The organism is Paenarthrobacter sp. 4246, from assembly GCF_040546855.1.
Taxonomy (GTDB): Bacteria; Actinomycetota; Actinomycetes; order Actinomycetales; family Micrococcaceae; genus Arthrobacter.
Genome location: NZ_JBEPOP010000005.1, coordinates 95,330 through 120,217, shown reverse-complemented (window position 1 = coordinate 120,217; position 24,888 = coordinate 95,330). Strand labels below are relative to the sequence as shown.

At 63.0% G+C, this 24,888-nt stretch carries 22 protein-coding genes; 9 read left to right on the top strand and 13 right to left on the bottom strand.

Annotation, left to right across the window (positions count from 1 at the left end; genetic code table 11):
* The 4 genes from ABIE35_RS10930 to ABIE35_RS10915 form a co-directional block, all read right to left on the bottom strand.
* Positions 1-330, bottom strand: a complete 330-nt coding sequence (locus ABIE35_RS10930; RefSeq protein ID WP_089595494.1) for a biotin/lipoyl-containing protein — start codon at positions 328-330, stop codon at positions 1-3.
* On the bottom strand, positions 323-1,390 hold the full coding sequence (locus tag ABIE35_RS10925) for an alpha-ketoacid dehydrogenase subunit beta (RefSeq protein WP_354514843.1): 1,068 nt from the start codon (positions 1,388-1,390) through the stop codon (positions 323-325). Before ABIE35_RS10925 ends, ABIE35_RS10930 begins: the two co-directional genes overlap by 8 nt.
* Positions 1,383-2,435 (bottom strand): thiamine pyrophosphate-dependent enzyme, encoded by a 1,053-nt coding sequence (locus ABIE35_RS10920; RefSeq protein WP_354514841.1) that lies wholly within the window; start codon positions 2,433-2,435, stop codon positions 1,383-1,385. Before ABIE35_RS10920 ends, ABIE35_RS10925 begins: the two co-directional genes overlap by 8 nt.
* Before the next feature lie 139 nt (positions 2,436-2,574).
* Positions 2,575-3,960 carry an amino acid permease gene (locus ABIE35_RS10915; protein ID WP_354514839.1) on the bottom strand — a complete coding sequence of 462 codons (1,386 nt, stop codon included), beginning with the start codon at positions 3,958-3,960 and terminating at the stop codon, positions 2,575-2,577.
* 174 nt (positions 3,961-4,134) lie between these two features.
* On the opposite strand from ABIE35_RS10915, the gene ABIE35_RS10910 reads away from it, so the two are divergent.
* From ABIE35_RS10910 to ABIE35_RS10885, 6 genes are all read left to right on the top strand, one after another.
* Complete coding sequence (locus ABIE35_RS10910; protein ID WP_089595491.1) at positions 4,135-4,608, top strand: Lrp/AsnC family transcriptional regulator; 474 nt, start codon at positions 4,135-4,137, stop codon at positions 4,606-4,608.
* A 110-nt stretch (positions 4,609-4,718) separates the two neighbouring features.
* Positions 4,719-5,438: an NUDIX hydrolase gene (locus ABIE35_RS10905; RefSeq protein WP_280623057.1), complete on the top strand. Its 720-nt coding sequence runs from the start codon at positions 4,719-4,721 to the stop codon at positions 5,436-5,438.
* Positions 5,435-6,742: a quinolinate synthase NadA gene (gene nadA, locus ABIE35_RS10900; protein ID WP_354514836.1), complete on the top strand. Its 1,308-nt coding sequence runs from the start codon at positions 5,435-5,437 to the stop codon at positions 6,740-6,742. Before ABIE35_RS10905 ends, nadA begins: the two co-directional genes overlap by 4 nt.
* A gap of 42 nt (positions 6,743-6,784) precedes the next feature.
* Positions 6,785-8,563 (top strand): L-aspartate oxidase, encoded by a 1,779-nt coding sequence (locus tag ABIE35_RS10895; RefSeq protein WP_354514834.1) that lies wholly within the window; start codon positions 6,785-6,787, stop codon positions 8,561-8,563.
* Entirely contained in the window at positions 8,556-9,428 is an 873-nt protein-coding gene (gene nadC / locus ABIE35_RS10890) for a carboxylating nicotinate-nucleotide diphosphorylase (RefSeq protein WP_354514832.1), read from the top strand. The genes ABIE35_RS10895 and nadC overlap by 8 nt, the downstream gene beginning before the upstream one ends.
* A 7-nt stretch (positions 9,429-9,435) precedes the next feature.
* The gene (locus ABIE35_RS10885) at positions 9,436-10,602 is read left to right on the top strand and encodes a cysteine desulfurase family protein (protein ID WP_354514830.1); all 1,167 of its coding nucleotides are present in this window, start codon (positions 9,436-9,438) and stop codon (positions 10,600-10,602) included.
* Positions 10,603-10,634: 32 nt separating this feature from the next.
* On the opposite strand, the gene ABIE35_RS10880 is transcribed toward ABIE35_RS10885, so the two are convergent.
* The 3 genes from ABIE35_RS10880 to ABIE35_RS10870 all read right to left on the bottom strand — a co-directional run bounded on the left by ABIE35_RS10880 (position 10,635) and on the right by ABIE35_RS10870 (position 12,696).
* Positions 10,635-11,123 (bottom strand): GtrA family protein, encoded by a 489-nt coding sequence (locus ABIE35_RS10880; RefSeq protein ID WP_354514828.1) that lies wholly within the window; start codon positions 11,121-11,123, stop codon positions 10,635-10,637.
* A 17-nt stretch (positions 11,124-11,140) separates the two neighbouring features.
* Positions 11,141-12,019: a fumarylacetoacetate hydrolase family protein gene (locus ABIE35_RS10875; RefSeq protein WP_354514826.1), complete on the bottom strand. Its 879-nt coding sequence runs from the start codon at positions 12,017-12,019 to the stop codon at positions 11,141-11,143.
* 101 nt (positions 12,020-12,120) lie between these two features.
* A complete protein-coding gene (locus ABIE35_RS10870; protein WP_354514824.1) occupies positions 12,121-12,696 on the bottom strand; it encodes a DM13 domain-containing protein in 576 nt (191 codons plus the stop codon).
* A gap of 132 nt (positions 12,697-12,828) precedes the next feature.
* Between ABIE35_RS10870 and ABIE35_RS10865 the strand changes: the two genes are divergently transcribed.
* Entirely contained in the window at positions 12,829-14,025 is a 1,197-nt protein-coding gene (locus ABIE35_RS10865; RefSeq protein ID WP_354514822.1) for an SLC13 family permease, read from the top strand.
* Here the strand turns inward: ABIE35_RS10865 and ABIE35_RS10860 are convergent.
* Positions 14,022-14,690 (bottom strand): DUF1684 domain-containing protein, encoded by a 669-nt coding sequence (locus ABIE35_RS10860; RefSeq protein ID WP_354514820.1) that lies wholly within the window; start codon positions 14,688-14,690, stop codon positions 14,022-14,024. The two genes, ABIE35_RS10865 and ABIE35_RS10860, sit on opposite strands and share 4 nt — an antisense overlap.
* Before the next feature lie 54 nt (positions 14,691-14,744).
* Between ABIE35_RS10860 and ABIE35_RS10855 the strand changes: the two genes are divergently transcribed.
* Together ABIE35_RS10855 and ABIE35_RS10850 are read left to right on the top strand one after the other, a co-directional pair.
* Positions 14,745-15,566, top strand: a complete 822-nt coding sequence (locus ABIE35_RS10855; RefSeq protein WP_354514818.1) for a hypothetical protein — start codon at positions 14,745-14,747, stop codon at positions 15,564-15,566.
* A 69-nt stretch (positions 15,567-15,635) separates the two neighbouring features.
* Positions 15,636-16,442: a transglutaminase-like domain-containing protein gene (locus ABIE35_RS10850; protein ID WP_354514817.1), complete on the top strand. Its 807-nt coding sequence runs from the start codon at positions 15,636-15,638 to the stop codon at positions 16,440-16,442.
* On the opposite strand, the gene ABIE35_RS10845 is transcribed toward ABIE35_RS10850, so the two are convergent.
* The 5 genes from ABIE35_RS10845 to ABIE35_RS10825 all read right to left on the bottom strand — a co-directional run bounded on the left by ABIE35_RS10845 (position 16,439) and on the right by ABIE35_RS10825 (position 24,737).
* The gene (locus ABIE35_RS10845; protein ID WP_207593845.1) at positions 16,439-16,906 is read right to left on the bottom strand and encodes a MarR family winged helix-turn-helix transcriptional regulator; all 468 of its coding nucleotides are present in this window, start codon (positions 16,904-16,906) and stop codon (positions 16,439-16,441) included. The genes ABIE35_RS10850 and ABIE35_RS10845 overlap by 4 nt on opposite strands.
* Positions 16,906-18,030 carry an LLM class flavin-dependent oxidoreductase gene (locus tag ABIE35_RS10840; protein ID WP_354514815.1) on the bottom strand — a complete coding sequence of 375 codons (1,125 nt, stop codon included), beginning with the start codon at positions 18,028-18,030 and terminating at the stop codon, positions 16,906-16,908. The genes ABIE35_RS10845 and ABIE35_RS10840 overlap by 1 nt, the downstream gene beginning before the upstream one ends.
* Before the next feature lie 150 nt (positions 18,031-18,180).
* Positions 18,181-21,417 carry an efflux RND transporter permease subunit gene (locus tag ABIE35_RS10835; RefSeq protein ID WP_354514813.1) on the bottom strand — a complete coding sequence of 1,079 codons (3,237 nt, stop codon included), beginning with the start codon at positions 21,415-21,417 and terminating at the stop codon, positions 18,181-18,183.
* A gap of 67 nt (positions 21,418-21,484) precedes the next feature.
* Positions 21,485-22,990, bottom strand: coding sequence for a malate:quinone oxidoreductase (locus ABIE35_RS10830; RefSeq protein WP_354514811.1), 1,506 nt, complete (start codon positions 22,988-22,990; stop codon positions 21,485-21,487).
* Positions 22,991-23,069: 79 nt separating this feature from the next.
* On the bottom strand, positions 23,070-24,737 hold the full coding sequence (locus ABIE35_RS10825; protein WP_242703329.1) for an ABC transporter substrate-binding protein: 1,668 nt from the start codon (positions 24,735-24,737) through the stop codon (positions 23,070-23,072).
* Between the last annotated feature and the right edge of the window lie 151 nt (positions 24,738-24,888).

Below are 24,888 nucleotides of genomic sequence, written 5' to 3'. Positions count from 1 at the left end.
TCAGTCCTCATCGAGTACGGCGCTCAGGCGGACCCGGCGCTTGGGTGCTTCGTCCTTCGGAACAGTGCCCACGATCCCGGCGGTGTCATCCGGAACCTCGAACACGATCAGCGGCTCGCCAACGTTGACGGTGTCACCGGGCGCCCCGTGAATACGCACCACTTTACCCGCCTGCGGGCTGGGCAATTCGAGCGCAGACTTGGTGGTTTCCAGCTCTACGATCGGCTGGTTGCGTTCCACCTGCTGGCCGGGTTCCACCAACCACTCCAGCACAGTTGCCTCAATGAGGCCCTCGCCGAGATCGGGAAGCGGGAAGGAAATTTCAGCCACGGCGGTACTCCAGTACGCGTTGGATCCCAAAGAGGATGCGGTCGATGTTGGGGATGTATTCGTCCTCCAGGTCTCCGGAGGGATAGGGCACGTCAAAGCCGGTGACGCGTTCCACCGGCGCCTTGAGCGTCGCGAAGCAGCTCTGCGTGATGAGTTGGGCCACTTCGGCACCCAGACCGGAGGTCAGCGGCGCTTCATGGACGACGACGGCGCGGCGCGTCTTCCCGACGGACCTCGCCAATGCTTTGGCGTCAATCGGCTTCAACCAGCGCAGGTCCAGGACCTCGACGTCGATGCCGTCCTCCGCCGCCAGTTCAGCAACCTGCAGGCAGCGGGAAACCATGGCACCCCACGCTACGAGGGTCAGGTGCCGGCCCTCCCTGGCTACGCGGGCGCCGGTGAGGCCGCCGTCGTCGTGCGCTGCGCCTGGGTTGGCGTTGGTGACGTCCACGGGCCCTTTTTGCCAGTAACGGGATTTCGGCTCCATGAAGATCACCGGGTCCGGTCGCGTGGCAGCGTACTTGAGCAGGTGGTACGCGTCGTGCGGGGTGGAAGGGGAGACCACCTTGAGGCCTGGCACATGGGCGAACAGGGCCTCCAGGCTTTCACCATGGTGCTCGGGTGCGCGGATGCCGCCGAAGCTGGGGACGCGCAGCGTGATAGGCATCGGCAGGGTCCCACGGCTCCGGTAGTTCATCCGGGCGATCTGGCAGACGATCTGGTTGATGGCCGGGTAGGCAAAGCCATCGAACTGGACTTCGGGGATGGGGTGGAAGCCCGCCATGGCGAGGCCTACCGACATGCCCAGGATGCCCGATTCTGCCAGGGGGGTGTCAAAGACGCGGTCTTCTCCGTGCTTGGCCTGCAGCCCATCGGTGATGCGGAACACGCCGCCCAACCGTCCGCAGTCCTCGCCAAAGATGACGGCCTTGGGGTTCCCAGCCAGGATTTCGTCCAGTGCACGGTTGAGTGCCTGTTGCATGGACAGCTGCTGAACGCCGGCTGCAGCGGTTTCCGTGCTGTTGTCTTTCAGCCGCAGAGCGGTGATGGTCTCAGGCATGTTCTGACTCCTCGCGCCACGCGGTGGCCTGGGATTGAAGGGCTGGCGTTGGTTCCTGGAAGACCAGGCTGAACATCTCGGCGCCGGGCCTTGGGCCCAGGTCCTCTATTCCTGCCCGGACGGCCTCTTCTTCCTCTACGGCCAACCGCTGCGCGTCCGCGAAGAAGGCCTCGTCGGCCACGCCGTCCGTGAGCAGCCGCTGTTTGAACCGCTCCAGCGGATCCTCGCCGGCGTCCAGGCGTTCCTCCTCCAGCGTGCGGTACCGGCCGGGGTCGTCAGCGGTGGAATGAGGTCCGCGCCGGTAGGTCATGGCTTCGATCACCACAGGGCCGTTTCCTGCCCGGCAGTGCGCGAAGGCAGAACGGGTCGCCTCGAAGACAGCCACGACGTCGTTGCCGTCCACTTGCAGGGACGGAATGCCGTATCCGGCCGCACGCGCCGCGACGGAGCCGCCGGCCACCTGGCGTTCCGTGGGAACTGAGATGGCCCAGCCGTTGTTCTGGATGAAAAACACTACGGGGGCCTTCATGACGGCGGCGAAATTCATGGCTTCGTGGACATCACCCTGCGAGGAGGCGCCGTCGCCGAAGTACGTCATGGCCACGCCCATCTCACCCGCGGCGTTGCCGGAGAGGGTTTGGCCGTGGGCCCAGCCCACAGCATGCAGGACGGAGCCTGCCACCACAGCCTGGATGGGAGCGAACCTGGACTCCAAGGGGTTGTACATGCCGCCGTGCCAGGTTGCTTTGTGAGTGGACATGTAGCCCACCATGTCCAGGCCCATGGCCCGGGCTACGCCCATTTCGCGGTAGGTGGGAAATACAAAATCGCGGGTCCGGTCCACGGCATAGCCGCTGCCTACCTGCGCGGCTTCCTGGCCGAGCTCGGGGGCGTAACCGGGAATGATGCCTTGGCGCTGCCAGGCCACGGCTGAAGTGTCCAGGTGCCGGACTGCTGCCATCAGGGTGTACAGCTCGCGGAGTTGATGGTGGGTGAGCGGGGTCGAGTCGTCATCGACGGCTCCCCGCACAGCTTTGGTCGTCATGGCTGTGACCCTAGTCACCCAGTGGAGCTGTGCGCAATCAGCACAGTTCAAAGGAAACACTTTGTACAATTTGGGTACATAAAGAAGCTCTGCACAGTACAAACTGTGCAGAGCTTCTCTAGGGTGATGAACAGTCGGTTTACTTCGCGGGTGTGGACTGCTTGGTGACCTTGGACCTGGCGTTGATGAAGCAGCCGGCGGCGATGACCAGGATCAGGATGAACGTTCCGATCAGTTGGCCGGCACTTTCCGGGTTGGCGAAGCCCACCACCAGGATGAGGCCCAGCAGGATGAGGCCAATGATGGTCAGTACGGGGAAGCCCTTCATGCGAAGCGGAAGTTCCGTGCCTTCCCGGTCAGCCCTGCGGCGCAGGATGAATTGCGACACCAAAGCGGTGCCCCAGACCACCAGGCAGGTGGAACCCACGAGGTTCAGCAGTGCGGGCAGGATTTTCTCGGGGAACAGCAGTTCCAGGACTGTTGCGATGAAGCCGAAAGCGACGGAAATTCCGACGGCGGCGACCGGAACCTTGGAAGCGCTCAGGCGGGACAGGAATCGGGGAGCTTCCCCGCGCTCGGAGAGGGAGAAGATCATCCGGGAAGCGCCGTACAGGTTGGCGTTCAGCGCAGAGAGCAAGGCGACGACGGCCACCAGGGTGATGGCAGCGCCGGCGCCCGGGATGCCGGCCAGGTCCAGGACTCCGGCGAACGGGGACTTCAGGCCGTCCGAGCCGACCGGGAGGACAGCTGCGATGACAAACACCGAGCCGATGTAGAAGACCAGGATGCGCCACACCACGGTGCGGATGGCTTTGCCCACGCTATGTGCGGGGTTCTCGGTTTCAGCGGCGGCAACGCTGACAATTTCTGTCCCGCCGAAGGCGAAGATTACGACGAACAAGGCGGCAGCGATGCCACCGATGCCGTTGGGGGCAAAGTCCCCGAAGGCCGAGAAGCCGGGGGAGGGGACGTTTGGCAGCCAGCCAAGGAGGAGGGCTGCGCCGATGAGCAGGAAGATGACGATTGCGGCCACCTTGAGGATGGCGAACCAGAACTCGAACTCGCCGAAGTTGCGGACGCCTACAAGGTTGATGCCGGTGAAGACCACCATGAAGACGAGCGCAAGAACCCATACGGGAATAACGGGCCAGATGGAGAACAACAGTCCCGCTGCGCCGATGGCCTCGGCGGCAATGACCACCACCAGTTGGAGCCACCACAGCCAGCCGATGGTTCCGCCGGCGGTCTTGCCCATGGCCTTCTCTGCGTAAACGGAGAACGCGCCGCTGTTGGGGTTGGCGGCTGCCATCTCGCCGAGTGCCCACATGACCAAAATGATCAGCGTGCCGGCGACGAGGTAGGAAATGAGCACGGCCGGACCGGCGGCTTGGACGCCTGCGCCCGAGCCGAGGAAGAGGCCCGCGCCGATCGCGCTGCCGAGCCCCATCATGGTGAGCTGGCGCGGTTTGAGCGAATGGCCGAGACCGGATGTTGGGGCAGGAGCCGCGATGGACTTCGTTGTCATACGTGTCTACCTTCTATGGATTACATGCTGGTTTGGCGTGTGGGCCTCATGGGCTTGGCACGCGGGCGTCGACGACGCAGCAAGAGCCGTGGAATAATTCTCGCAGTTTGTAAGATACATCACTTTTTGCTGTAACGATGTGATGGGTACGGATCCCCGGGGACAGGAACTTTGATGCTGGTCGATGCGCTTGATGCAAAAATTGTACGTTTCTTCACTGATTCACCGCGATCCTCCGTGTTGGAGGCCTCGCGCGTGCTCAGGGTCGCCAGGGCGACGGTGCAGTCAAGGATTGACCGGATGATTGACAATGGGGTCATCGGCTCATGGGTTCCCCAGCCGGATCCCGCCAATTTCGGTTTCCCGGTGGTGGCATTCTGCTCGGTCACCATCACGCAGGAGATCGGCCACGACGCCATCATCGAAAGCCTGAGCGCCATCCCGGAAATCATCGAGGTCCATACCGTCACGGGGAACTCTGATCTCATGGTGCGGATTGCCGCACGTTCCAACCCGGACATGCAGCGCGTCCTTGATGCCATGATCGCCACAAAGTCGGTAGTTCGCTGTTCTTCGGTGATCGTCCTCAACAGTCACATCCAAGGGCGCACCCTGCCGTTGATGGAGGCAGCTGCGAAAGCAGTGTGACGTAAGGCATTTTGCCAAGCGCGTGTCGAGTCGTACCATTAGTTCTAGTCAACATGACTTTAACTAGCTCTCCAGTGACCGGTGGAGTGCCCAGGCGGCGATGAAGCGAGGTGAACGCCGTGAACACCAACTCAGCGAACGTCGCCGAAAGGCGGCTTGCACCGCCGTCGTTGGCTATTTCAACGGTGATTTTCGCCCTCCGCCCCAGTGAGAAGTCCGGCCGCCCCACGCTGTGGCTGCCGCTGGTCCGCCGCATCCGCGAGCCCTACAAAGACATGTGGGCCCTCCCGGGTGGGCCGTTGGCCCACGACGAGTCCCTCCAGGACGCGGCGTCGCGAAACCTCCGTGAGACCACCGGGCTGACCCCGCAATACCTTGAGCAGCTTTACGCTTTCGGTGGTCTTCACAGGTCGCCCACCCAGCGTGTTGTCTCCATCGTGTACTGGGCTTTGGTGCAACCCACCGAAGCTGCCTTGGCCGACGAGTCAGAGAATGTGCGGTGGTTCCGGGCCGACCGGCTCGGTGAACTCGCCTTCGATCACAACGCAATCGTGGACTACGCCTTATGGCGGCTCCGCAACAAGATGGCCTATGGGTCCATCGCCTACCACCTGCTGGGCGAATTCTTCACCCTCGCCCAGGTCCGCGAAGTCTATGAGGCCGTTCTGGACCGTCAGCTCGATCCCGCAAACTTCCGCCGACACGTCAAGGCAACACCGGAAATCGAAGAAACCGGTGAATACCTTCAAGGCGGCAAGCACCGCCCACCCCGCCTCTACCGCTTCACCGGCACGCCCGGCCTCGGGCCAGATAACAGGAGTACACCATGAGCAGCGTCAACACTGCCGTCCAGCTGATCACTCGCGAGGAAGCCGAGAAGGGACTTTCCCGCGCAGGGTCCACGTGCAGCCCGGCCTTGGCCAGGGGCCCATGGGAATACGACCTTGCCGAAGCCCTCGCCGGCGAGCCCGCGTATGGGCCCGGTGCCTCCAGCAGCGACGTCGCTCCCAAGGCCACGCCACGCCAGGGCCAGTTGCCGGAGGAGTACAAAAAAGCCTCCGACGCCGAACTGGACGCCCGGATTCGGGCCGCCAAGGCAACACTCGGGGACCGCGCCGTCATCCTGGGGCACTTCTACCAGCGCGATGAGGTCATTCAGTATGCCGACTTCGTCGGCGATTCCTTCCAGCTTGCCAACGCGGCCCTCACCAAGCCGGATGCCGAAGCCATCATCTTCTGCGGCGTCCACTTCATGGCGGAAACTGCCGACATCCTGTCCACGCCTGAGCAAGCCGTCATCCTGCCCAACCTCGCAGCGGGTTGCTCCATGGCCGACATGGCGGACGAGGACTCCGTGGAGGAATGCTGGGAGCAACTGGAGGAGATCTTCGGCACCGAGCCGGACGCATCAGGCCGCGTGCCGGTCATCCCCGTCACTTACATGAACTCTTCTGCTGCGCTGAAGGCTTTCTGTGGCCGCAACGGTGGCATCGTCTGCACTTCCTCCAATGCCAAGGTGGTCCTTGAATGGGCCTTCGAACGTGGGCAGCGCGTCCTGTTCTTCCCCGACCAGCACCTGGGCCGCAACACCGCCAAGGCGCTCGGGGTCCCGCTGGAGCAGATGCCCATGTGGAACCCGCGCAAGGAACGTGGCGGCAACGATGAACAGCAACTGCTCGACTCCAGGGTGATCCTGTGGCACGGCTTCTGCTCGGTCCACAAGCGCTTCAACGTGGGCCAGATCGAGAAGGCCCGCCAGGACTTCCCGGGCGTCAACGTGATTGTCCACCCCGAATGCCCCATGGAGGTAGTGGATGCAGCCGACTCCGCCGGCTCCACGGACTTCATCAAGAAGGCCATCGCAGCTGCCGCGGAACCCACTACGTTCGCCATCGGCACCGAGATCAACATGGTGAACCGGCTCGCTGCAGAAAACCCGCAACACACCATCTTCTGCCTGGATCCGGTTATCTGCCCGTGCTCCACCATGTACCGCATCCACCCGGGCTACCTCGCCTGGGTCCTTGAGGAGCTGGTGGAAGGACGGGTTGTCAACCGCATTACCGTGGACGACTCCGTGCAGGACAACGCCAAGATTGCGCTGGAGCGCATGTTGGCAGCCAAGCCCGCCTAACGGCGGGGCACACCTCATTGGACTAGCCGAATCGAGCCCCATATGACTACAGAGAGCCTTGCTCGCGGCCCCGGGCCCCAGCGGCTGATCGTCGTCGGAAGCGGCATCGCAGGACTGTACTCAGCCCTGCTTGCCGCGGAAGCCGGGGCGGAAGTGGTGTTGCTGACCAAGGGAGCCCTTGCAGACAGCAACACCTACTACGCCCAGGGTGGCATCTCGGCTGTGCTGGACGAGCCTGCTCCCGGAGACACTGTTGCGGCCCACATTAGCGACACCCTCGCAGCCGGTGCGGGGCACTGCAATGAAGAGGCAGTGCGGGTGTTGTGCACCGAGGCGCGGCTGGACATCGCCGGGCTGGGGCGGTTCGGCGTCGAGTTCGACCTTGACGACGACGGCGACCCCGCCTTGGGTCTTGAAGCCGCCCACTCAGCTCCGCGGATTCTGCACGCCGGCGGCGACGCCACCGGCGCCGGGGTGGCGGCTGCGCTGATTCGCGCAGTCCTGGACTTTCAGGCAGCCGGCAAAATCCAGGTCATCGGGCACGCCCACGTCACGTCGCTCTCGCTGGGCGGACAGCAGGGGGGCCGTGTGGTGGGGGCCAATTTCCTTCACGACGGGCGCCACCTTGGCGTCCACGGGGACTCCGTGCTGCTGGCCACCGGGGGCGCCGGACAGCTCTTCGCCCAAACCACCAACCCCTCCGTCGCCACGGCGGATGGCCTGGCGCTGGCATGGCGCGTCGGCGCGGCCGTAGCCGATCTTGAGTTCTTTCAGTTCCACCCCACCTGCATGGTGCTTCCGGCCGGAGCCCGGGAGATGGAAGGCAACAACGACCCCTTGCTGATCTCCGAGGCCGTCCGTGGGGAAGGCGCCGTCCTCGTGGACGGCCGGGGTCACCGGTTCATGTCCGACTACCACCCGGATGCCGAACTCGCACCCCGGGACGTCGTCTCCCGCAGCATCGCCCTGCACTTGGCAAAACTCGGCGACCCCAACGGCCACGTTTTCCTCGACGCCACCGTGATCGAAGAGCAGCAGGGCAGCGGTTACCTGGTCAAGCGTTTTCCCACCCTCAGCAAGAGGACCCGCCAGGCAGGCGTCGACTGGACCCGGGAACTGGTCCCGGTGGCGCCGGCGGCCCACTACTGGATGGGTGGCGTGGTGACCGACCTCTACGGCCGCACCTCTGTTCCTGGGCTCCTGGCTGCAGGCGAAGTGGCTTGTACCGGCGTGCAAGGGGCCAATCGCTTGGCAAGTAACTCCCTGCTTGAGGGGCTGGTGTTTGGGCGGCGGGCTGTTGACGTTTTTCTCTCTGGTGAGTCGCCTGACGGCACCGCAGGCCCCTTGGCGCCTGCGCTCGCGCCTCGAACCGGCGATCGCCTCGCAAGCTCGGCGGCCGGTTCGGGCGCTCACGCGACAACGGCGCTGTCGAGGCCTCCGGCGCCGCTGGAATTGTTGGAGGGTCATCCGCTCGCCCACCCTGCCTCCTCCAGTGGGTTCTCACGCCACACGCTGCGGCTCCTCATGACAGCCAAAGCGGGCGTGTTGCGTGATGGTCAGTTGTTGGCTGAGGCCGCGGAGGTTCTTGGGTCTTGGGAGGGTGAGGTTCTGCCCTTGAATGTTCCTGATTCCTTCGATGTCCGGGAACATGAGGATTCCAATCTTTTGTTGGCGGCGCAGTTGCTCGTCCATGCGGCGCGGGAACGGCGGGAGTCCTTGGGGGCGCATTACCGCAGTGACAGCGTGAGCGAAACAGCCGCCGTCGACGATATTGACAAGCGTTACACCATGAGCCGGAAAGTGAGCCTCGTCCATGACTAACCTGACCCTCCCCGCAGCCCCTGTCCGGGACATCCTGGAACGGGCATTCGCTGAGGACGCGCCCAGCGGGGACATCACCTCCCAGTTGCTGATCCCCGCCAATGCCCGGGCAACCGCCGTGCTGAACGCGCGGGTTCCTGGCGTGTTCAGCGGCGGCACCGTATTCCGCGATGCCATGCAGCTTGTGGACCCGGACACCGAGGTGGAACTGCTGCTCGCCGATGGTGAAGCGTTCGACGCCGGCACGCACCTTGCGCGGGTCAGCGGCAGCGCCCGCTCCGTGCTCCTCGCTGAACGCGTTGGGCTCAACCTGGTGCAGCGGATGAGTGCCATTGCTACGAAGACCGCCGAATTCGTCCGGCTTGTGGAAGGCACACGCGCCAGGATCACGGACACCCGCAAGACCACGCCAGGCTTGCGGGTGCTGGAACGCTACGCTGTGCGCTGCGGTGGGGGAGCGAACCACCGCTACAGTCTGTCCGATGCCGTGCTGGCCAAGGACAACCACCTGGCCGTCATGACCGGCGGCGACTCCACCAAGCTGACCGGGTTGCTGGTTGCTGCCAAAGCCCAGTTGGGCCACACCACACACTTTGAAGTTGAAGTGGACCGTGCAGAGCAGATCGAGCCCGTGCTGGCGGCCGGCGTGGACACCATCATGCTGGACAACTTCTCCATCGAGGAGCTCCGTGCCGGGGTCAAGCAGGTGGACGGCAGGGCCATTGTGGAAGCCAGCGGCAACGTCAACGTCACCACCGTCACCGAAATTGCCGCTGCCGGCGTGGACGTGATCTCCATTGGGGGCCTGACCCACAGCGTGAGCGCGCTCGACCTCGGCCTCGACGTTGTTCTAGAGACAGCCTGACGCTCCCATGATCTTCCTCGACGCCGCAGCCACCACCCCCGTACGCCGCGAGGCACTTGAGGCCATGTGGCCGTACCTGAGCGGTGACTTCGGCAACCCCTCCAGCCACCACACCCTGGGTGAATCGGCTGCAGCAGCGCTCGCCGGAGCGCGTGCCGGCGTCGCGAAGATCCTCAATTGCCGTGCGGGTGAGGTCACTTTCACCTCCGGAGGCACTGAGGCAGACAACCTGGCCGTCAAAGGCATCGCGCTGGCCCGGCGGTCGGCTGATCCGGCACTGAACAGGGTGGTCATCAGCGCGATCGAACATCCCGCAGTGGAGGAATCGGCGAGGTACTTGGAGCGGGTGCACGGGTTCATTGTGGACGTGCTGCCGGTGGACGGTGAGGGCCTGGTCTCCGTTGAGGGACTGGGGGCTGTGTTACGGCCGGAAACTGCGTTGGTCAGCATCATGTACGCGAACAACGAGATCGGAACGGTCCAGCCAATATCAGCCCTGGCAGCAGTGGCGCGGGAACACGGTGTACCCTTCCACACCGACGCTGTCCAGGCTGCCGGGTGGTTGCCCCTGGACGTCAAAGCGCTCGGGGTGGATGCCCTGAGCATGTCCGGACACAAACTGGGTGCACCCAAGGGATCCGGTGTGCTCTTCACCAAAGGGCGGCTCCGGGTGGAGCCCTTGGTTCACGGTGGGGGCCAGGAACGGGGTAGGCGCTCGGGGACGGAGAACGTAGCTGGCGCCGTGGCGTTGTCCACTGCTTTGTCGTTGGCCAGCGCGGAGCAACCGGAGCAGGCGGTTCGAGTCTCAGGCTTGAGGGATCGGTTCATCGAACGGATCCGGGCTGGTGTCCCAGGCGCTGTGGTCACTGGCCACCGGCTGCAGCGGTTGCCATCGGTGGCGTCCTTCTGTTTCCCGGGCACCAGTGGAGAGTCAGTGTTGCTGGAGCTTGAGCGCCTGGGCGTAGTGTGTTCCAGTGGCTCGGCCTGCGCTGCGGGATCTGATGCTCCGTCACCCGTCTTGGTGGCCCTGGGCATCGCGCCTGAAACGGCACAGACGGCCGTACGCTTCAGCTTCACCTCGACTGTTACCGACACAGAACTGGAGCAGGCCGCCGACGCCGTGGAAACCGCCGTCGGACGCGTCCGGAACCTGGCATCCCCGCAAGCCGGATAGCTGCACTGTGGCGGTTGCGGCAGCACGGAGGGTTACACGTGGCGTGCGCGCCGGAAAATCCAATGCCTCAGCAGGGTAAACCGGACCGCTGTGGCCACGAAGCCGGACAACGTAGTAGTCCACAATTCTTCGGTGACTGTGGCTTCCGGCCGGATGAGGTGCAGGACGCCCAGGCTGCCGCCCGTGATGACCAAGGCAACGGCGATCACCATGACGCCGCTGAGGTGGTCCCGGGTGCGGTTGTTCTTTCCCGTGATCTTGAACGTGAGCCGGCGGTTCAGCGCAGTATTCATCAGGGACGTCACAATCAGTGCCACGGCGTTGGCCAGTTGGGGATCAATCCATGGACGCAACAACGCGTAGATGGCCAGCGAGCTTGCCGTGCACACCACCCCGACTCCGGTGAAACGGGCCAGCTGCCGCACGGCGGGGTATCTAAAGACTCCGCGGTGCCGTGTACGGGGTGGTTTCTGTGAGGGAGGAGACGGGCGCAGCTCAGTTGCGTCCGCAGTTGTCTCCATGGCTTAAGCCTGACACATTAAGCGGGTTGGTCCTCCCAGGATGCGCTGGTGATGGGGTTCCGGAGCTCGCCGATTCCTTCAACCCGGCACACTACGGTGTCACCGGGTTGGATGCGGGCGCACTCTGCGGGGAACCCTGTCAGCACCAGATCGCCGGGCTGGAGGGTCATGAACGAGCTCAGGTAGACCAGGATCTCGTCCACCTTCCAGCCCAGGTCAGCAGAACTGGCGGACTTGAGTTCATTGCCGTTGTGCACGATCCCGATCTCCAGGTTCGAATCGTCAAGATCCGTGACCATCCAAGGCCCCGCCGGAGTGAAAGTGTCCTGGCTCTTGGCACTGATCCAGAGCTCGTCGGTCTTTTGCAGGTCCCGCGCCGATACGTCATTGCCGATGGTGTAGCCGAGAATCGCTGACCGAGCCGTTTCCAGCGTCAAGCCTCGCGCAGGGCGCCCGACGACGACCGTCAGTTCCGCTTCCGGGTCGACGTAGCCCACGGTGGAGTCCAGTTGGATGGCCTCACCCGGGCCGATTACGCTCGAGGCCGCCTTGTGGAAAGCCTGGGGCGGCAGGTCACGGCCCGCTTGCCCGGTGTTGTGTGCCATGCCAAAGACGTTCACGGGTACTGAAGGCGCAAGGAAAGTGAAGGCATCCTGGCTCACCACGGCGCCCAGCTCCCATCCTTCCCTGGCAGGGCTGTTGGCATTAGCCCTCGATGCCGGGAAAGGGGACTCCATCACGGTCCACCGGTTGCCTTCCACCGAAGTGAAATCCAGGGCGTCGTTGGCCACAAAGAAGTGCTCGTCCGGAAACTGGTGAGCCAAGGTTTGGCCGGCGGCGGTCGGAACAGGGGCGGGCCGGACACGGGCGATGCGGCGGGGAGCAGGCATGGTCATGATGACATCCTACGTCCTCTCTGCGTGATGCCCCTGCGTTGCGGGGCCCGCTTTACGTCCCGTGGCAGAGTTTTGGCGCGCAGGGCGGGCCCCGCAACACGTCAGGTGAGCGGGGCCGAGCCGAAAGCAACACTGAAACGATCGCACCAAAGCACCACGGACGTGAGCCCTGCGATGTCAGTGCCGGCCGGAACAACATAGTTTTGGTTGCCGTGGGTGGCCTTGATGGCGCCAAGGTCCACATAGCGTCCCGAACGGTATTTGAACCAGTCGCCGCCGGCCTCCTGGCTGCTGAGCCAAACCTTGACGTCAGGTCCGTCACTGCTTGCCAAATTCTCCAGGCGGAGCAGGTGGCTGCCGTCCGGGAGCATCAACAGCTGCGCCGTGCCGGTGGTTGCATGTTCCTGGGATTGGAAAGTGCCGCCGCCCACCAATGCCGGGCCGCTGGCCGGCGCTTGGCTGGGCACGGCCTGGCTGGGCGGCGCGCTCTCCGTCCCGTCAGCCGACGGTTGACCCGTGGACACCCCCAGCACCGGCAAGGCCTCATTGACGCTGCTGCTGGTGAACAGCCTCCACGGCTGGAAGAGCGCAGCCCCCACCACCACTGACAGGACCAGCACCCCGACTATTGCAGTAAGGGTCCTGTGGCCCCGGATGAAACTCCGCAAACGGTTCATAGCTCAAGGCTAGGCTTCACGACCCCGGAGTAGGGGCTCCATTGCTTACGGTACGGTGACGTGCTGTTCCCTGGGTCGTGGCCCGGAAGAACCTGGGCGGGATACCCAGCCACCGGGCTTAGAATCCGACTCATGCGGCTGGCGATCATCGGACTGGTTCTCCTCGTGGCAGGCGGTGTCACCGTGGCCACGGGAGTCCTGCCATGGCAGGAAGTAGCGGTCCTGGTGGACCGGGTGGCGCCTATCCTGGGATTCGTCGTGGCAATGACTGTGGTGACAGAGCTCGTCAGCGAAGCCGGCACCTTTCAATGGATCGCGCGGCGGCTGCGTCGTTGGGGTCGGGGCAGCGGTGTCCTCCTATGGCTGCTTATGGCTTTGTTGGCCGTCTTGAGCACCGTTTTCCTGTCGCTGGATACGACGGCGGTGCTCTTGACCCCCGTGGTGGTCACGGTGGCCCGCCAAGCGGGTCTCCCAGTTCTACCCTCCGCCCTGACAACGGTGTGGCTGGCGAATACGGCAAGTCTCCTGCTCCCGATTTCCAACCTGACCAACTTGTTGGCTCAGCACAATCTTGGCAACATCAGTCCAGCCCAGTTTGCCCAGCTGATGTGGGCGCCGTCATTGGCGGCAATTCTGGTTCCCCTGGCCTTCATCGCGGTGGTGTTCCGGCGCGACCTTCGCAAGACGTACGCCCTCGATTCTGCACTTCCAGCCCAAGTGCCACCGGCGACTCAAGTCACGGACACACCCCTGCTGGTGGTCAGCGCCGCAGTCCTGGTATTGCTTTTGCCCGCATTGGTGTCCGGTGTTGCCATCTGGATTCCGGCCACAACGGCAGCCGTGATCCTTGTCGGCATGTTTGCCTTCCGACGACCCAGGGTCCTCACAGTGACGCTGATTCCGTGGTCGTTGTTGCTGTTCACCTGTGGCCTGTTCCTGGCGGTGGAGGCTACCCAATACCTTGGTGCCTCAGTCCTGCTTGGACAGGTGGCAGGCCAGGGAACCGGGTTTGTTGAACTGCTCAGGCTGGCCATGACGGGCGCCTTGGGCTCCAACGTGGTCAACAACCTGCCGGCCTACCTTGTGGCTGAGCCCCTGGCGGGAAGTCCGGAGCGGATGGCCGCGCTGCTGGTGGGTGTGAACGCAGGTCCCTTGATCACACCGTGGGCTTCGCTGGCCACCCTGCTGTGGCATGACCGGCTGATGCGGATGAATGTGCTGATCACATGGAAGGGCTACGCCGTGTCCGGCCTGATCGTGGCGCCGCTGACCATACTGGCGGCCGTCGCGGCGCTCGCAGCTGCTGGCGCGGGAGGAACGTTTGGTTAGCCCACGTACAGTTCGCCCACGGGAACTTCCGTGGCCAGGCGGTTGTCCGGCCCGGCCAAGGGGCACGCCCAAGCTTCGTTGTAGGCGCAGGAGGGGTTGTAGGCGAAATTGAAATCGAGGATGAACTCCTGTTCTCCGGACGAATTTCTTGTCCCGTGGAAGGAGCCCTTGACCGTGTCCAGCAGGTAGCGACCCGCCCCGTAGCTTCCGCCGTCCTTCCCGGCTGTTGCGTCGCGGAACGGGACAAAGATCCCTCCTCCGTAGCTCCGGAGCCGCCACGCCGCCAACGAGCCCAGGCCGGGCAGCTCGAAAGTACCGATGCGGACGAACGGCACCACGCCATCGGTGCCCGTCTCAACATTCATTTCCTGCCCGGAACCGTCGGGAGAGAGCACCGCGTATTTGCGGAAGGCGGGATCGTAGCCGGCTGTGCGGAGTCCTGAGAATGAGGCCTTCATCTCTGCAGTCAGCGCTGATGCTGGATGGGTGGCGAACATCAGGTCCCGCTCCTGGCGCCAGAAAACGTGGGCGTCGAACGGGTTGGTGGCTGCTAGTTGACGCACTTTGTCGTACAGGGCGAACGTCCGTAAGCGCCAGTCGGCTATATCAACCGCTGACATGGTGGGGACGTCGTCCTCGAAATAGTCCTGTTGATCGGGAGCCATACCCTCAGCCTAGTCCTGTGCGTGTCGCGGTATCGCCGCCTATAGGCTGTGGTCATGAAGGGCATCATGAACCTGAAGTGCGTTCCGGTGAAGCTCGCTGCCTTGGTGCTGGCAGGGTCGGTGCTCGCCGCAGCGTCCGCCTGTTCAGCTGAAAACAAGGGACCCCAGGTCACTTCTACGCCGACGCCGGAACCTGGCACAGCGGGCAGCTCACCTTCCGCGACGCCTGGTTCGGCAGGGACAGCAGCCCCATCTGATCCGGCAAGCGCCAGCCCCAGTCCCAGTGGTGCAGCAACAGCGCTGTCATGGAAGACCTATTCGGATTCGGCAAAGACTGTCAGCTTCGAACTGCCCAGGGATTGGATTGCCCAGTCGGTAACTCCGGATGCGGGTTCTCTGGCGGGAGCAGTGAAGGTGGAAGTCAAGGACGGTGGGGGTAGCTATGTTGCCACCCTCCAGACAGGCCTGCCTCCATCCGCTCCGGTGGATTGCCCTGCCGGACAGGGGCGGCCTTACGTGGTGATCAGCAGCGTGCCCTTGGACGTCCCCCACTCGGAGGGTCCGGACACCATTGATCCGCGCGTCGTTTTCCGGGTAATCCAGGGCTACAAGTTCTTCGGTTCCTACGGCATCACCAACATGGTGGCAGGCGCCGATGGGCAGTCGTGCGAACTCCGGAACCGGGTGTTGGGACCGGCGGGGAAGGGCGACTATTCGTTTGGGGACGTCCCCGCCCTTCACGCGTTTGCCGCCGATGAGAAGGTGGCGCCGGCCAAATCCTTCGACACTCTGGACCTGGCCGCGAAGTACGCGGTCCACGGTTCTGAATTCGCCAATGTCCAGCGGATGCTACTGTCTCTGAAGGTCAATCAATAGTCCCGCGATTGGCTGCTTCACACATACGGCGCCGTTGGGGACTGCCGCCGCAACACATCCCGGAGATTAATGGAACGCAACGTTGCTGCCACGCTCGTTTTCAAGACCGCAGCCAACACCAAAGTAGCCATGGCAATAGCCGTGGCCCGGAATTCCGGTTACGACTCAGTGACGGAGTCCCTGTCCATCACCTCCGCCGGTGACGAGCTTCCCGTCGCCGAACTCAGCGACCACCACGGTGGCCGCTTCCACTACCTTGAGTTCACCGAGCCAAGTGAAGTGACCGTGGAGTACCGCGCCACCGTTCACGGCTTTGGCATCCCTGAAACGTCCACTCCCATGGAGTTGATCCGCTACGTCAGGCCCAGCCGGTACGCGGAGTCTGACAGGTTGCTGCCTACGTCCTATGCCGAGTTCGGCTCGCTGCAAGGAGCTGAACTGCTCCAAGCGGTCCGCAACTGGGTCAACGCGGAACTCCGCTACGTCAGCGGGTCGTCCCGGGGTACCGATGGTGCCGTGGAAACGTTGCTGCACCGCAAAGGAGTGTGCCGCGATTTCGCCCACCTGGCCATCGCGTTATTGAGGGCCAAGGATGTACCTGCACGGCTCGCTGCTGTGTACGCCCCCGGGTTGAGTCCCATGGATTTCCATGCCGTGGCCGAAGCGTACATTGACGGCGCTTGGTACATCATCGATCCCACGGGCCTGGCACCCCGTGAATCCATGCTGAGGATCACGGCCGGCCGGGATTCCTCGGATACGGCGTTCCTCTCCACTGTGGGTGGCAGCCTGACACTGAAGACCCTCAAAGTCAGTGCCTCGGTCAATGGCGAGCTCCCGGTAGAGGATCTCCGGGAGCCCGTCAGCCTTCGTTAGTGTCCCGCCACGGACGCACGGAGTTTTTCCGTTAGACGAAGGAGTTCGCGCTGTTCTTCGGGGGTGAGGGCCGGTCCCACCAAGTGGGCGATGTCCCGCACGTGTTCCCGCCCGATCGTTTTTTGAAGTTCGCTTCCTGCTTCGGTGAGTGAGAGCAACACTCCGCGGCCGTCGTCGGGGGCTGCCGTCCGCTCCACCAAACCGCGCTTCTCGAGACGGTCCACCAAGCGGCTCAGGCTCGACTGGCTCAACAGCACTTTGTCGTTGATTTCATTGAGCCGGAGCTGCCCTGACGGGCACTTGGAGAGCGTAAACAGAACGTCGTATTCCTTCACGGGAAGCGTTTTGAATGCCGGTCCTGACTGAAGCTTCCGCATCACCGCCACCTGGGAGCGGAACAACGACTCCCAGGTTTCGGCGGCGAGGCGAACGGCGGAGGACGCAGCGCCCGTTGGACCGGACATCAGGCGTCCTGCCCCGCGGCACCGGCAATTGCGGATTCGCTGACTTTTTCCTCCAGTGCTGCGGCAACGCGGGATGCGTGCGTCGGAGCATCCGGCACGTGTGCCGGCTTCATGGCAGCATATTCCTTGCGCAGGACGGGAAGGACTTCCTCGCCGAAGAGGTCCAACTGCTCCAGGACAGTCTTCAGGGGAAGGCCGGCGTGGTCGATCAGGAACAGCTGGCGCTGGTAGTCCCCAAAGGCCTCGCGGAAGGTCAGGGTCTTTTCAATGACTTCCTGGGGGCTGCCTACGGTCAATGGCGTCTGGGAAGTGAAGTCCTCCAGCGACGGTCCGTGACCGTAGACCGGCGCATTGTCAAAGTAGGGGCGGAATTCCTTGACAGCGTCCTGGGAGTTCTTCCTCATGAAGAATTGCCCGCCGAGGCCCACAATCGCCTGGTCTGCCTTGCCGTGTCCATAGTGCTCGTAACGCTCGCGGTAGAGGCCGATCAGCTGCTGGTAGTGCTCCTTGGGCCAGAAGATGTTGTTGGCAAAGAAGCCATCGCCAAAGTACGCAGCAACTTCTGCGATCTGCGGCGTACGGATCGAACCGTGCCACACGAACGGAGCGACGCCGTCGAGTGGTCGAGGGGTGGAGGTGAAGTTCTGCAGCGGCGTGCGGAACTTGCCGGACCAGTTGACGGTGTCCTCATCCCACAGCTTGCGGAGCAGGCTGTAGTTTTCGATCGCGAGTTCTACGCCGTCCTGGATGTTCTTGCCGAACCAGGGGTAGACCGGCGCCGTATTGCCGCGGCCAAGGACCAGGTCCACGCGGCCGTCGGAGAGGTGCTGAAGCATGGCGAAGTCTTCGGCAATCTTCACCGGATCATTGGTGGTGATGAGCGTGGTTGCAGTGGAGAGCGTGATGCGTTCGGTCTGCGCGGCAATGTAAGCCAGGGTGGTGGTGGGGGAGGAGGAGAAGAATGGCCGGTTGTGGTGCTCGCCCAGGGCGTAGACATCCATGCCGATTTCTTCGACCTTTTTTGCGATGGCAACGGACGCCTTGATGCGTTCGTTTTCCGTAGGCGTGCGGCCCGTGGTGGGGTCAGTGGTGATGTCGCTGACGCTGAATACGCCGATCTGCATGATGTGCCTTTCTCCCTGCCCGTGGTCCCGGGGTCTTTCAACAGTGTATCTCAAACTAGATGCATTTGCATGTATCGATACCTGTAACAGGGCAGGGCCGGGAATTGTTCCCGGCCCTGCCCTGCAAGGTGAGTCTGTTGTAGGTGGGCGCTATTCGCCGGGATGATGGGCTGCGCGGCGGCCCTTGACCCTGGGAATCATGCCAGTGGTCCAGTCTTGGAACTCGTCCGATGAGCCGTTGGCTGTGCCGCCTGCCGCGCTGCCGGACGTGCCGTTTCCGGACGGCGTTGGCTTGTCCTGCAGGGCGTTCAGCAGGTCTTTCTTCTCCCTGCGTCCTTCCACCAGCTTGTAAAGGACGGGGACCAGCACCAGCGTCAAGGCCGTGGAGGAAACCAGTCCGCCGATCACCACAATGGCCAGGGGCTGCGAAATGAACCCGCCGCCGCCCGTGAGGCCCAATGCCATGGGCGTCAGTGCGAACACCGTGGCCAACGCCGTCATCAGGATGGGGCGGAGGCGCTGGCGCGCACCGTGTGTAATGGCGTCCGCCACGTTCATGCCAGGGCTGCCGTTGTGGGGCTTGCGGTACTGGTTGATGAGGTCGATCAGGACGATTGCGTTGGTCACCACGATGCCCACCAGCATCAGCATGCCGATCAGCGAGGGCAGGCCCAGTGGAACGCCGGTTACCAACAGCAAACCGACCGCGCCCGTGGCGGCGAAGGGAACCGACACCAGCAGGATCAACGGTTGGATGAGTGACTTGAACGCCGCCACCATGATGACGTAAACGATTGCGATAGCCGCCAGCAGTGCCAGGCCCAACTGCCGGAAGGACTCCGCCTGCTGGGTTGTGGCGCCTCCAATGGTGGCCGTGACTCCGGCCGGAAGTTCCACCGATGCCAGGCGCTCCTGGACGGCGGTGCTCACGCTGCCCAGGTTGGAACCCGATGGCGTCACGGTCACCCGCGCCGTGCGTTGTCCGTTGCTGCTGGTGATGGAGACGGGAGTATCAACCTGCTCGACGGCGGCAATGGACTCCAACGCCACTCCACCCCGTGCTGTGGGGAGCTGAAGTGCCCGGACCGAAGCGATGCTGGTGAAGCGAGTGCCCTCACCGATCTGCACCGGGTAGTCGTTGGTATCGATCCGGATGGTGCCGGCAGGAATGGGGCTGACAGTGGAGGCCAGGAAGGCGCCTACCTGCTCCTCCGTCAGGCCGGCTGCAACGGCTTTGGCGCGGTCAACGCGGACTTGGACCACCGATTGCTTGGACGCGAGGTTGGTAGCTACCTCGGAACTCCCCGGCACTCCGTCCATGGCCTTCACCATGGCGTCGCTGGCAGTTTGGAGGTCGGCGGAGTTGGCAGCCCGGATGGTGATGTCCACTGTGGAGGACGTACCGAAACCGCCTTGCTGGGACCCGACGGTAACCTTCCCCGCGGCACCTTCAAGTTTTGATCTAACCTCATCCTGGAGCTTGGTCTGGTTCACTTTCTCGTCGGTGACAATGGTGAACGTCGAGTTGGACGTACCGGTTGATGTCAGGGCAGCGAATCCTGTCTGCGCATTTCCGGAGGTGACCTGGACGTCCTTGATGCCGTTGATGCCCTTCAGGGCGTCTTCGATTTTGGCGGCCTCATCGCTGGTGGCCTGCAGGCTGGTCCCGGCGGGAAGGACCTGGCGTACGGTCATGCTGTTCTCACCGGAACGGCCCAGCAGGTCCGTGGCCAGAAGCGGTGAAACGGCAACGGTAGCCACGAGCACCAAGGCCGCCGCCGACAGCGTGATGACCGGGTGCTTTTGGGTTTTCGCGAGGATCGGAAGGTAACCGCGCTGGAGCCTGCTCTTTTGCTCGGCATCCCGGGCCTTCTTCGCTGCTTCCTGGGTGGAGGCCGCGGCTTCAGCTCCCTTTGCCGGGGACGCGAGGAACCAGTAGGCCAGCACAGGAACGATCGTGAGTGAGACCAACAATGACGACAACAGAGCGATGGTTACTGTGAGGGCGAAAGGCCGGAACAGCTCTCCAGCGAGGTCGCCCACGAAGGCGATGGGCAGGAAGACGGCCACGGTGGTCAGAGTGGAGGCCGTGATGGCTGCGGCGACTTCGCGGATGGAGGTCAGGATGGCCGTGAGCTTGTGTTCGCCGTAGCTGAGGTGTCGCTTGATGTTCTCGATCACCACGATGGAGTCATCCACCACACGCCCGATCGCAATGGTCAGTGCACCCAAAGTGAGGATGTTCAGTGAATAGCCGGTTGCGGAGATGCCAATGAAGGTGATCAGAAGGGACAGCGGTATGGAAACGGCGGTCACCAGGGTGGATCGCACGGACATCAGGAACACCAGGATGACGGCCACAGCGAAGCCCAGTCCAAGAAGGCCTTCGGTGGTGAGGTCCTTGATGGACTTCTCGATGAACGGGGCTTGGTCGAAGACCGGTGTGAAAGTGGCGTTGTTGCCCAGTTCGTCCTGCATGGGGCCGATCGCGTCGCGCACGGCATGCGAGATCGCCACAGTATCGCCCCCGGGCTTTTTGGTGACGGACAGCGCCAGTGTCGGCTTGCCGTTGGTGCGCGTGATGGAGGTAGCGGCATCGTCCTCGATGCTGACGTCGGCCACTGCCCCGATGGTGGCAGCGTTCTTTGCACCTGTCAGGGGAAGTCCCTTAATGATGTCCAAGGAATCCACGGGACTGCCGAGCTGGAGGGACAACGTCTTGCCTTGGTCCTCGATGGTCCCCACGGGGACCAACGTTCCGTTGTTCTTCAGTGCGTTGCTGATGGCCTGAACGGACCCACCGCTGCTGGCCAGATCTGCCGGACGGGGCTGGATCAGGATGTGCTGGCTGGCCCCGCCTGTCACTTCGGCGCCGCGGACTCCGTCGATTTTCTGGAGCCGGGGAACGCTCAGCCGCAGGAGGTCGGCATTGAGTTCACTGAGGGGTTTGTCCGAGGATACGGCCAAGTAGACGATCGGGAAATCGCTGATGTTCCCGGCAATGGACTGGGGCTCGACGTCGGCGGGCAGCACCCGCTTGGCGTTCGAGATGGCCCGGTCGATCTGGTTCCGTGCCCGGTCAAGGTTGGACCCATACGTGAACACCATGGTGATCTGCGATACACCATTGCGGGAGGTCGATGTGGTGGACTCGAGCCCCTCAACGCTGTTCAGTGCTGTTTCCAGGGGCTGGCTCAGTTGCTTGTCCACGACCTCCGGGGAGGCGCCTGGCATTGAGGTCACCACAGTGATCTGCGGGAACTCGATGGACGGAATGAGTTCCTGCTTCAGGGACCCCATGGTGATCACGCCGAACACCGCCGCAAAGACGGTGATCAGCGCGATCAGGGCCCGGTTTCCCAGAGAAAGCTTGGCCAGGCGGAACATTGCATTGACTCCCAGGGTCTACGTAACGATTCGTCTGACGGGAACCGGCCGCAGCCCCGGGTATGGCCTAGCTTTGGACGGCGTTGGCCACGTCAAGCTGCAGTGACCGCGCGGTGCTTGCTTCCAGTTCGGCAGCCAGCTCAGGGTTCTCGTTGAGCTTGACGCCGTAGCCCGGCATCATGTCCTTGAGCCTGGACTGCCAGCCCTTGAAGTTCTTGGGGAAGGACTTCTGCAGCAATTCGATCATGATCGGTACAGCCGTGGAAGCACCCGGCGAGGCACCCAGCAGGGCGCCAATGGAACCATCGCGGGAGGCAATGACCTCGGTGCCGAACTGCAGGACGCCACCCTTCTGAGGGTGCTTCTTGATGATTTGTACACGCTGGCCAGCGGTAATCAGTTCCCAGTTGCCGCCGGATGCCTCGGGGTAGTACTCACGCAGAGCCTCAACCTTGGCCTCGTGCCGCTTGGCAACCTCTTTGATGAGGTACGCGGTGAGGTCCATGTTGTCCTTGGCCACAGCCAGCATGGGAATGATGTTTCCGGGTCGGATGGACAGCGGAAGATCCAAGTAGCTGGAGGTCTTCAGGAAGTTGGTGGAAAATCCGGCGTACGGGCCAAACAGGAGGGAACGCTTGCCGTCCACGTAGCGGGTATCCAAGTGCGGGACGGACATGGGCGGCGCGCCCACGGATGCCTGGCCGTAAACCTTGGCGCTGTGCTGTGACGTGATGGCGTCGTCGGTGCAGCGGAAAAACTGGCCGGAGACGGGGAATCCGCCGTAGCCCTTGCTCTCAGGAATGCCGGAGGCCTGAAGCAGGTGGAGGGCGCCGCCGCCGGCTCCCACGAAGACAAACTTCGCGTGGATGCGGCCGTGCTCGCCGGACTTGGGGTGCTTGATGGACAAGTCCCATCCACCACCGGCTGCGCGGCTGATGTTGGTGACGTCGTGTCCGTAGTTGACCTCGGCGCCGCTGTCCTGCAGGTAGGTTGTGAGCTCACGCGTCAGGGCGCCAAAGTCGACGTCGGTGCCTTCAGCTGCGCGGGTAGCGGCCACGCGCTGCTTGCGGTCCCGTCCCTTGACGATCAGGGGGGCCCATTTGGCAATCTGATCCTGGTCCTCGGTGTATTCCATGCTGCGGAACAGGGTATTGGGCTTGAGTGCCTCGTACCGGGTCTTGAGGAAGTTCGCGTGGTCGTCGCCAATGACGAAGCTCATGTGCGGAACGGTGTTGATGAAGCCCTTGGGGGAGCCAATGACCTTGGTGTCCACCAGATGGGACCAGAACTGACGTGACAGTTGGAACTGCTCGTTGATGTGGAGGGCCTTGGACGGGTCCACGGAGCCGTCTTTGGCTGCGGGGGAGTAGTTAAGCTCACACAGCGCGGCATGCCCGGTGCCGGCGTTGTTCCACGGTCCGGAGCTTTCAAGCCCCGCTTCGTCGAGTCGTTCGAACAGGGAGATGGTCCAGGTGGGTTCGAGTTGCTTGATGAACGCACCAAGGGTGGCACTCATGATTCCGCCGCCAATAAGGACGACGTCGGCATGTTGAGTCTTGGAAATGAAGGTCACGATCAATCTCCGTTAGCGGCGGCACTGGCTGTCACAGAATATCCCCGCGCAGACCCAATACTGAAATTGCGGACGAACGTCAAGGCTTTAAGCGGACGTTCGTGAAAACTTCGTTGAGGACCGGTGAAGCCGGGTAGCTTTCCACCTTGTTGGACAACGCCAAAGCGGAGATGGGGAAGGCGATCGGCACTGCCGGTACCGAGGCCGCGATCTCTGCGTTGATGGCCTGGTACTGGGCGTTGCGGTCGTCTCCGTCGGGCATGGCGCGTGCCCGCTCGATCTTGTGGAAGACTTCCGAATCCGCATAGCCGAACTCTGGCCGGGTTTCGCCGAACAGCGGCCCCAGGAAGTTATCGGCGTCGGCGTAAGAGCCGTTCCAGCCCAGCAGGTGCAGTCCGCGATCTCCCGCCGACTGAACCCGTTGCAGGTAGCCACCCTCCCAGTCCACGGGCACTGGCTTGATGTTGAAGCCCACGGCAACCAGCTGGCGGCTGATTTCGGCGTAGATCTTCTCGGGCGTGGGCATGTAGGCGCGGGTGGCGTTCAGCGGGTAGTAGAACTTGATTTCCTCACCCTTGTAGCCCGCCTTCTCCAGAAGTTCCTTGGCCTTCTCGGGGTTGTACCCGAGGGACGGGGCATTGTTGTTGAAGCCACTGAGCTTGGGCGGCACGAACTGCGAGGCCTGTGCCGTGTTGTCGATGAAGAACCGCCGGATCAGCGTTTCCTTGTCTACGGCCATTTCGATGGCCTGGCGGACTTCGAGCTTCTCCAGGGGCGCGACGGCTTGGTTGATCCCGAGGTACATCACGGAGAACGGGTCGCGCTGGATGATCTGGACACCCTTCTTGACCAGTTGGTCAAAGGTTCCGGGTGTTACGAGGTCGTAAGCGTCGATCTTCCCGTCCAGGAGGGCCTGCTGCCGCGTTTCGGCGCGATCGAAGGGGATGAAATTGATGGTGGCTATCTGGCCCCTGTTGCCCCAGTAGCCCTTGTACGTGGAGAGCGTGAGTCTGTTCTCATCCCAAGCGCTGAATTCATAGGGGCCCGTGCCTACGGGGTGGCTTGCATAGGCGGACACGGCCTGGCCGTTCAAGGTCTGGTTCAGCACATTCGCTTTTTGCGCTTCAAGGGCGGTGGGCGAGGAGATGGCAAAAGCAGGGAGGGTCAGCGCCTGCAGGAAACCGGTGAAGGGCCGCGTCAGGTTGATCTGGACGTCGTTGGCCGAGACCACTTTGCAGTCCTTGAAGATGGAGAACACCGGCTCATCGGAATAAGCCTTGAACACCCCTTGGAACGAAATGCCGGGTGCTTGTTTCCGGAGTTCAGAGGGAAAGGTGAACCAGCGATTGAAGTTTGCGCAGACAGCGGCAGCGTCCAGTGGAGTGCCGTCGTGGAAGGTTACCTCGGAGCGGAGCGTGAAATCGTAGCTGAGCCCGTTGTTGCTGTCTTTCCACTCCGTAGCCAGAAGTGGAGTTGTCTCACCGGTGGCGCCATCCACGCCGACCAGGCCTTCGAGGACCTGCCGAGTGACACGGTAGGACTCGGAATCGGCGGTCATGGCGGGATCGAGTCCCAGCGGCATGGATGCTGTGCCGAAGTTGAAGGTGGCGGTGGGCTCCACCGGAGCGGTGCTGCTGGAGGACGAAGACGGTGCCGGGCCCGGTGTTCCCGTGCACGCTGCCAGCCCCAAAACCGCTACGGCAGCTCCGAACTGTACGGTCAGGCGCCGCATTTTGCTGCTTGCCACTCTTGTCCCCTCAAGCCGGTTGGAAGTGCTGTGGCCGGCTTCGGCCAGACCGCATTCCAGTCTAGTTGAACGTCCTGAGTGCACCTCCCAGCACATTTTCAGGAAGCCATCCCCGCTGCTTGAGGAAAAAACACCCCCGTGCTGCAAAGCT

Bases quoted from the DNA above. Each gene is read 5' to 3' on its own strand.
- ABIE35_RS10885 (WP_354514830.1), top strand. From the start codon at position 9,436: ATGATCTTCCTCGACGCCGCAGCCACCACCCCCGTACGCCGCGAGGCA.
- ABIE35_RS10925 (WP_354514843.1), bottom strand. From the start codon at position 1,390: ATGCCTGAGACCATCACCGCTCTGCGGCTGAAAGACAACAGCACGGAA.
- nadA (WP_354514836.1), top strand. From the start codon at position 5,435: ATGAGCAGCGTCAACACTGCCGTCCAGCTGATCACTCGCGAGGAAGCC.
- ABIE35_RS10845 (WP_207593845.1), bottom strand. From the start codon at position 16,906: ATGTCCGGTCCAACGGGCGCTGCGTCCTCCGCCGTTCGCCTCGCCGCC.
- ABIE35_RS10850 (WP_354514817.1), top strand. From the start codon at position 15,636: ATGGAACGCAACGTTGCTGCCACGCTCGTTTTCAAGACCGCAGCCAAC.
- ABIE35_RS10880 (WP_354514828.1), bottom strand. From the start codon at position 11,123: ATGGAGACAACTGCGGACGCAACTGAGCTGCGCCCGTCTCCTCCCTCA.
- ABIE35_RS10840 (WP_354514815.1), bottom strand. From the start codon at position 18,030: ATGCAGATCGGCGTATTCAGCGTCAGCGACATCACCACTGACCCCACC.
- ABIE35_RS10865 (WP_354514822.1), top strand. From the start codon at position 12,829: ATGCGGCTGGCGATCATCGGACTGGTTCTCCTCGTGGCAGGCGGTGTC.
- ABIE35_RS10835 (WP_354514813.1), bottom strand. From the start codon at position 21,417: ATGTTCCGCCTGGCCAAGCTTTCTCTGGGAAACCGGGCCCTGATCGCG.
- ABIE35_RS10860 (WP_354514820.1), bottom strand. From the start codon at position 14,690: ATGGCTCCCGATCAACAGGACTATTTCGAGGACGACGTCCCCACCATG.
- ABIE35_RS10915 (WP_354514839.1), bottom strand. From the start codon at position 3,960: ATGACAACGAAGTCCATCGCGGCTCCTGCCCCAACATCCGGTCTCGGC.
- ABIE35_RS10920 (WP_354514841.1), bottom strand. From the start codon at position 2,435: ATGACGACCAAAGCTGTGCGGGGAGCCGTCGATGACGACTCGACCCCG.
- ABIE35_RS10875 (WP_354514826.1), bottom strand. From the start codon at position 12,019: ATGACCATGCCTGCTCCCCGCCGCATCGCCCGTGTCCGGCCCGCCCCT.
- ABIE35_RS10895 (WP_354514834.1), top strand. From the start codon at position 6,785: ATGACTACAGAGAGCCTTGCTCGCGGCCCCGGGCCCCAGCGGCTGATC.
- nadC (WP_354514832.1), top strand. From the start codon at position 8,556: ATGACTAACCTGACCCTCCCCGCAGCCCCTGTCCGGGACATCCTGGAA.
- ABIE35_RS10855 (WP_354514818.1), top strand. From the start codon at position 14,745: ATGAAGGGCATCATGAACCTGAAGTGCGTTCCGGTGAAGCTCGCTGCC.
- ABIE35_RS10910 (WP_089595491.1), top strand. From the start codon at position 4,135: ATGCTGGTCGATGCGCTTGATGCAAAAATTGTACGTTTCTTCACTGAT.
- ABIE35_RS10870 (WP_354514824.1), bottom strand. From the start codon at position 12,696: ATGAACCGTTTGCGGAGTTTCATCCGGGGCCACAGGACCCTTACTGCA.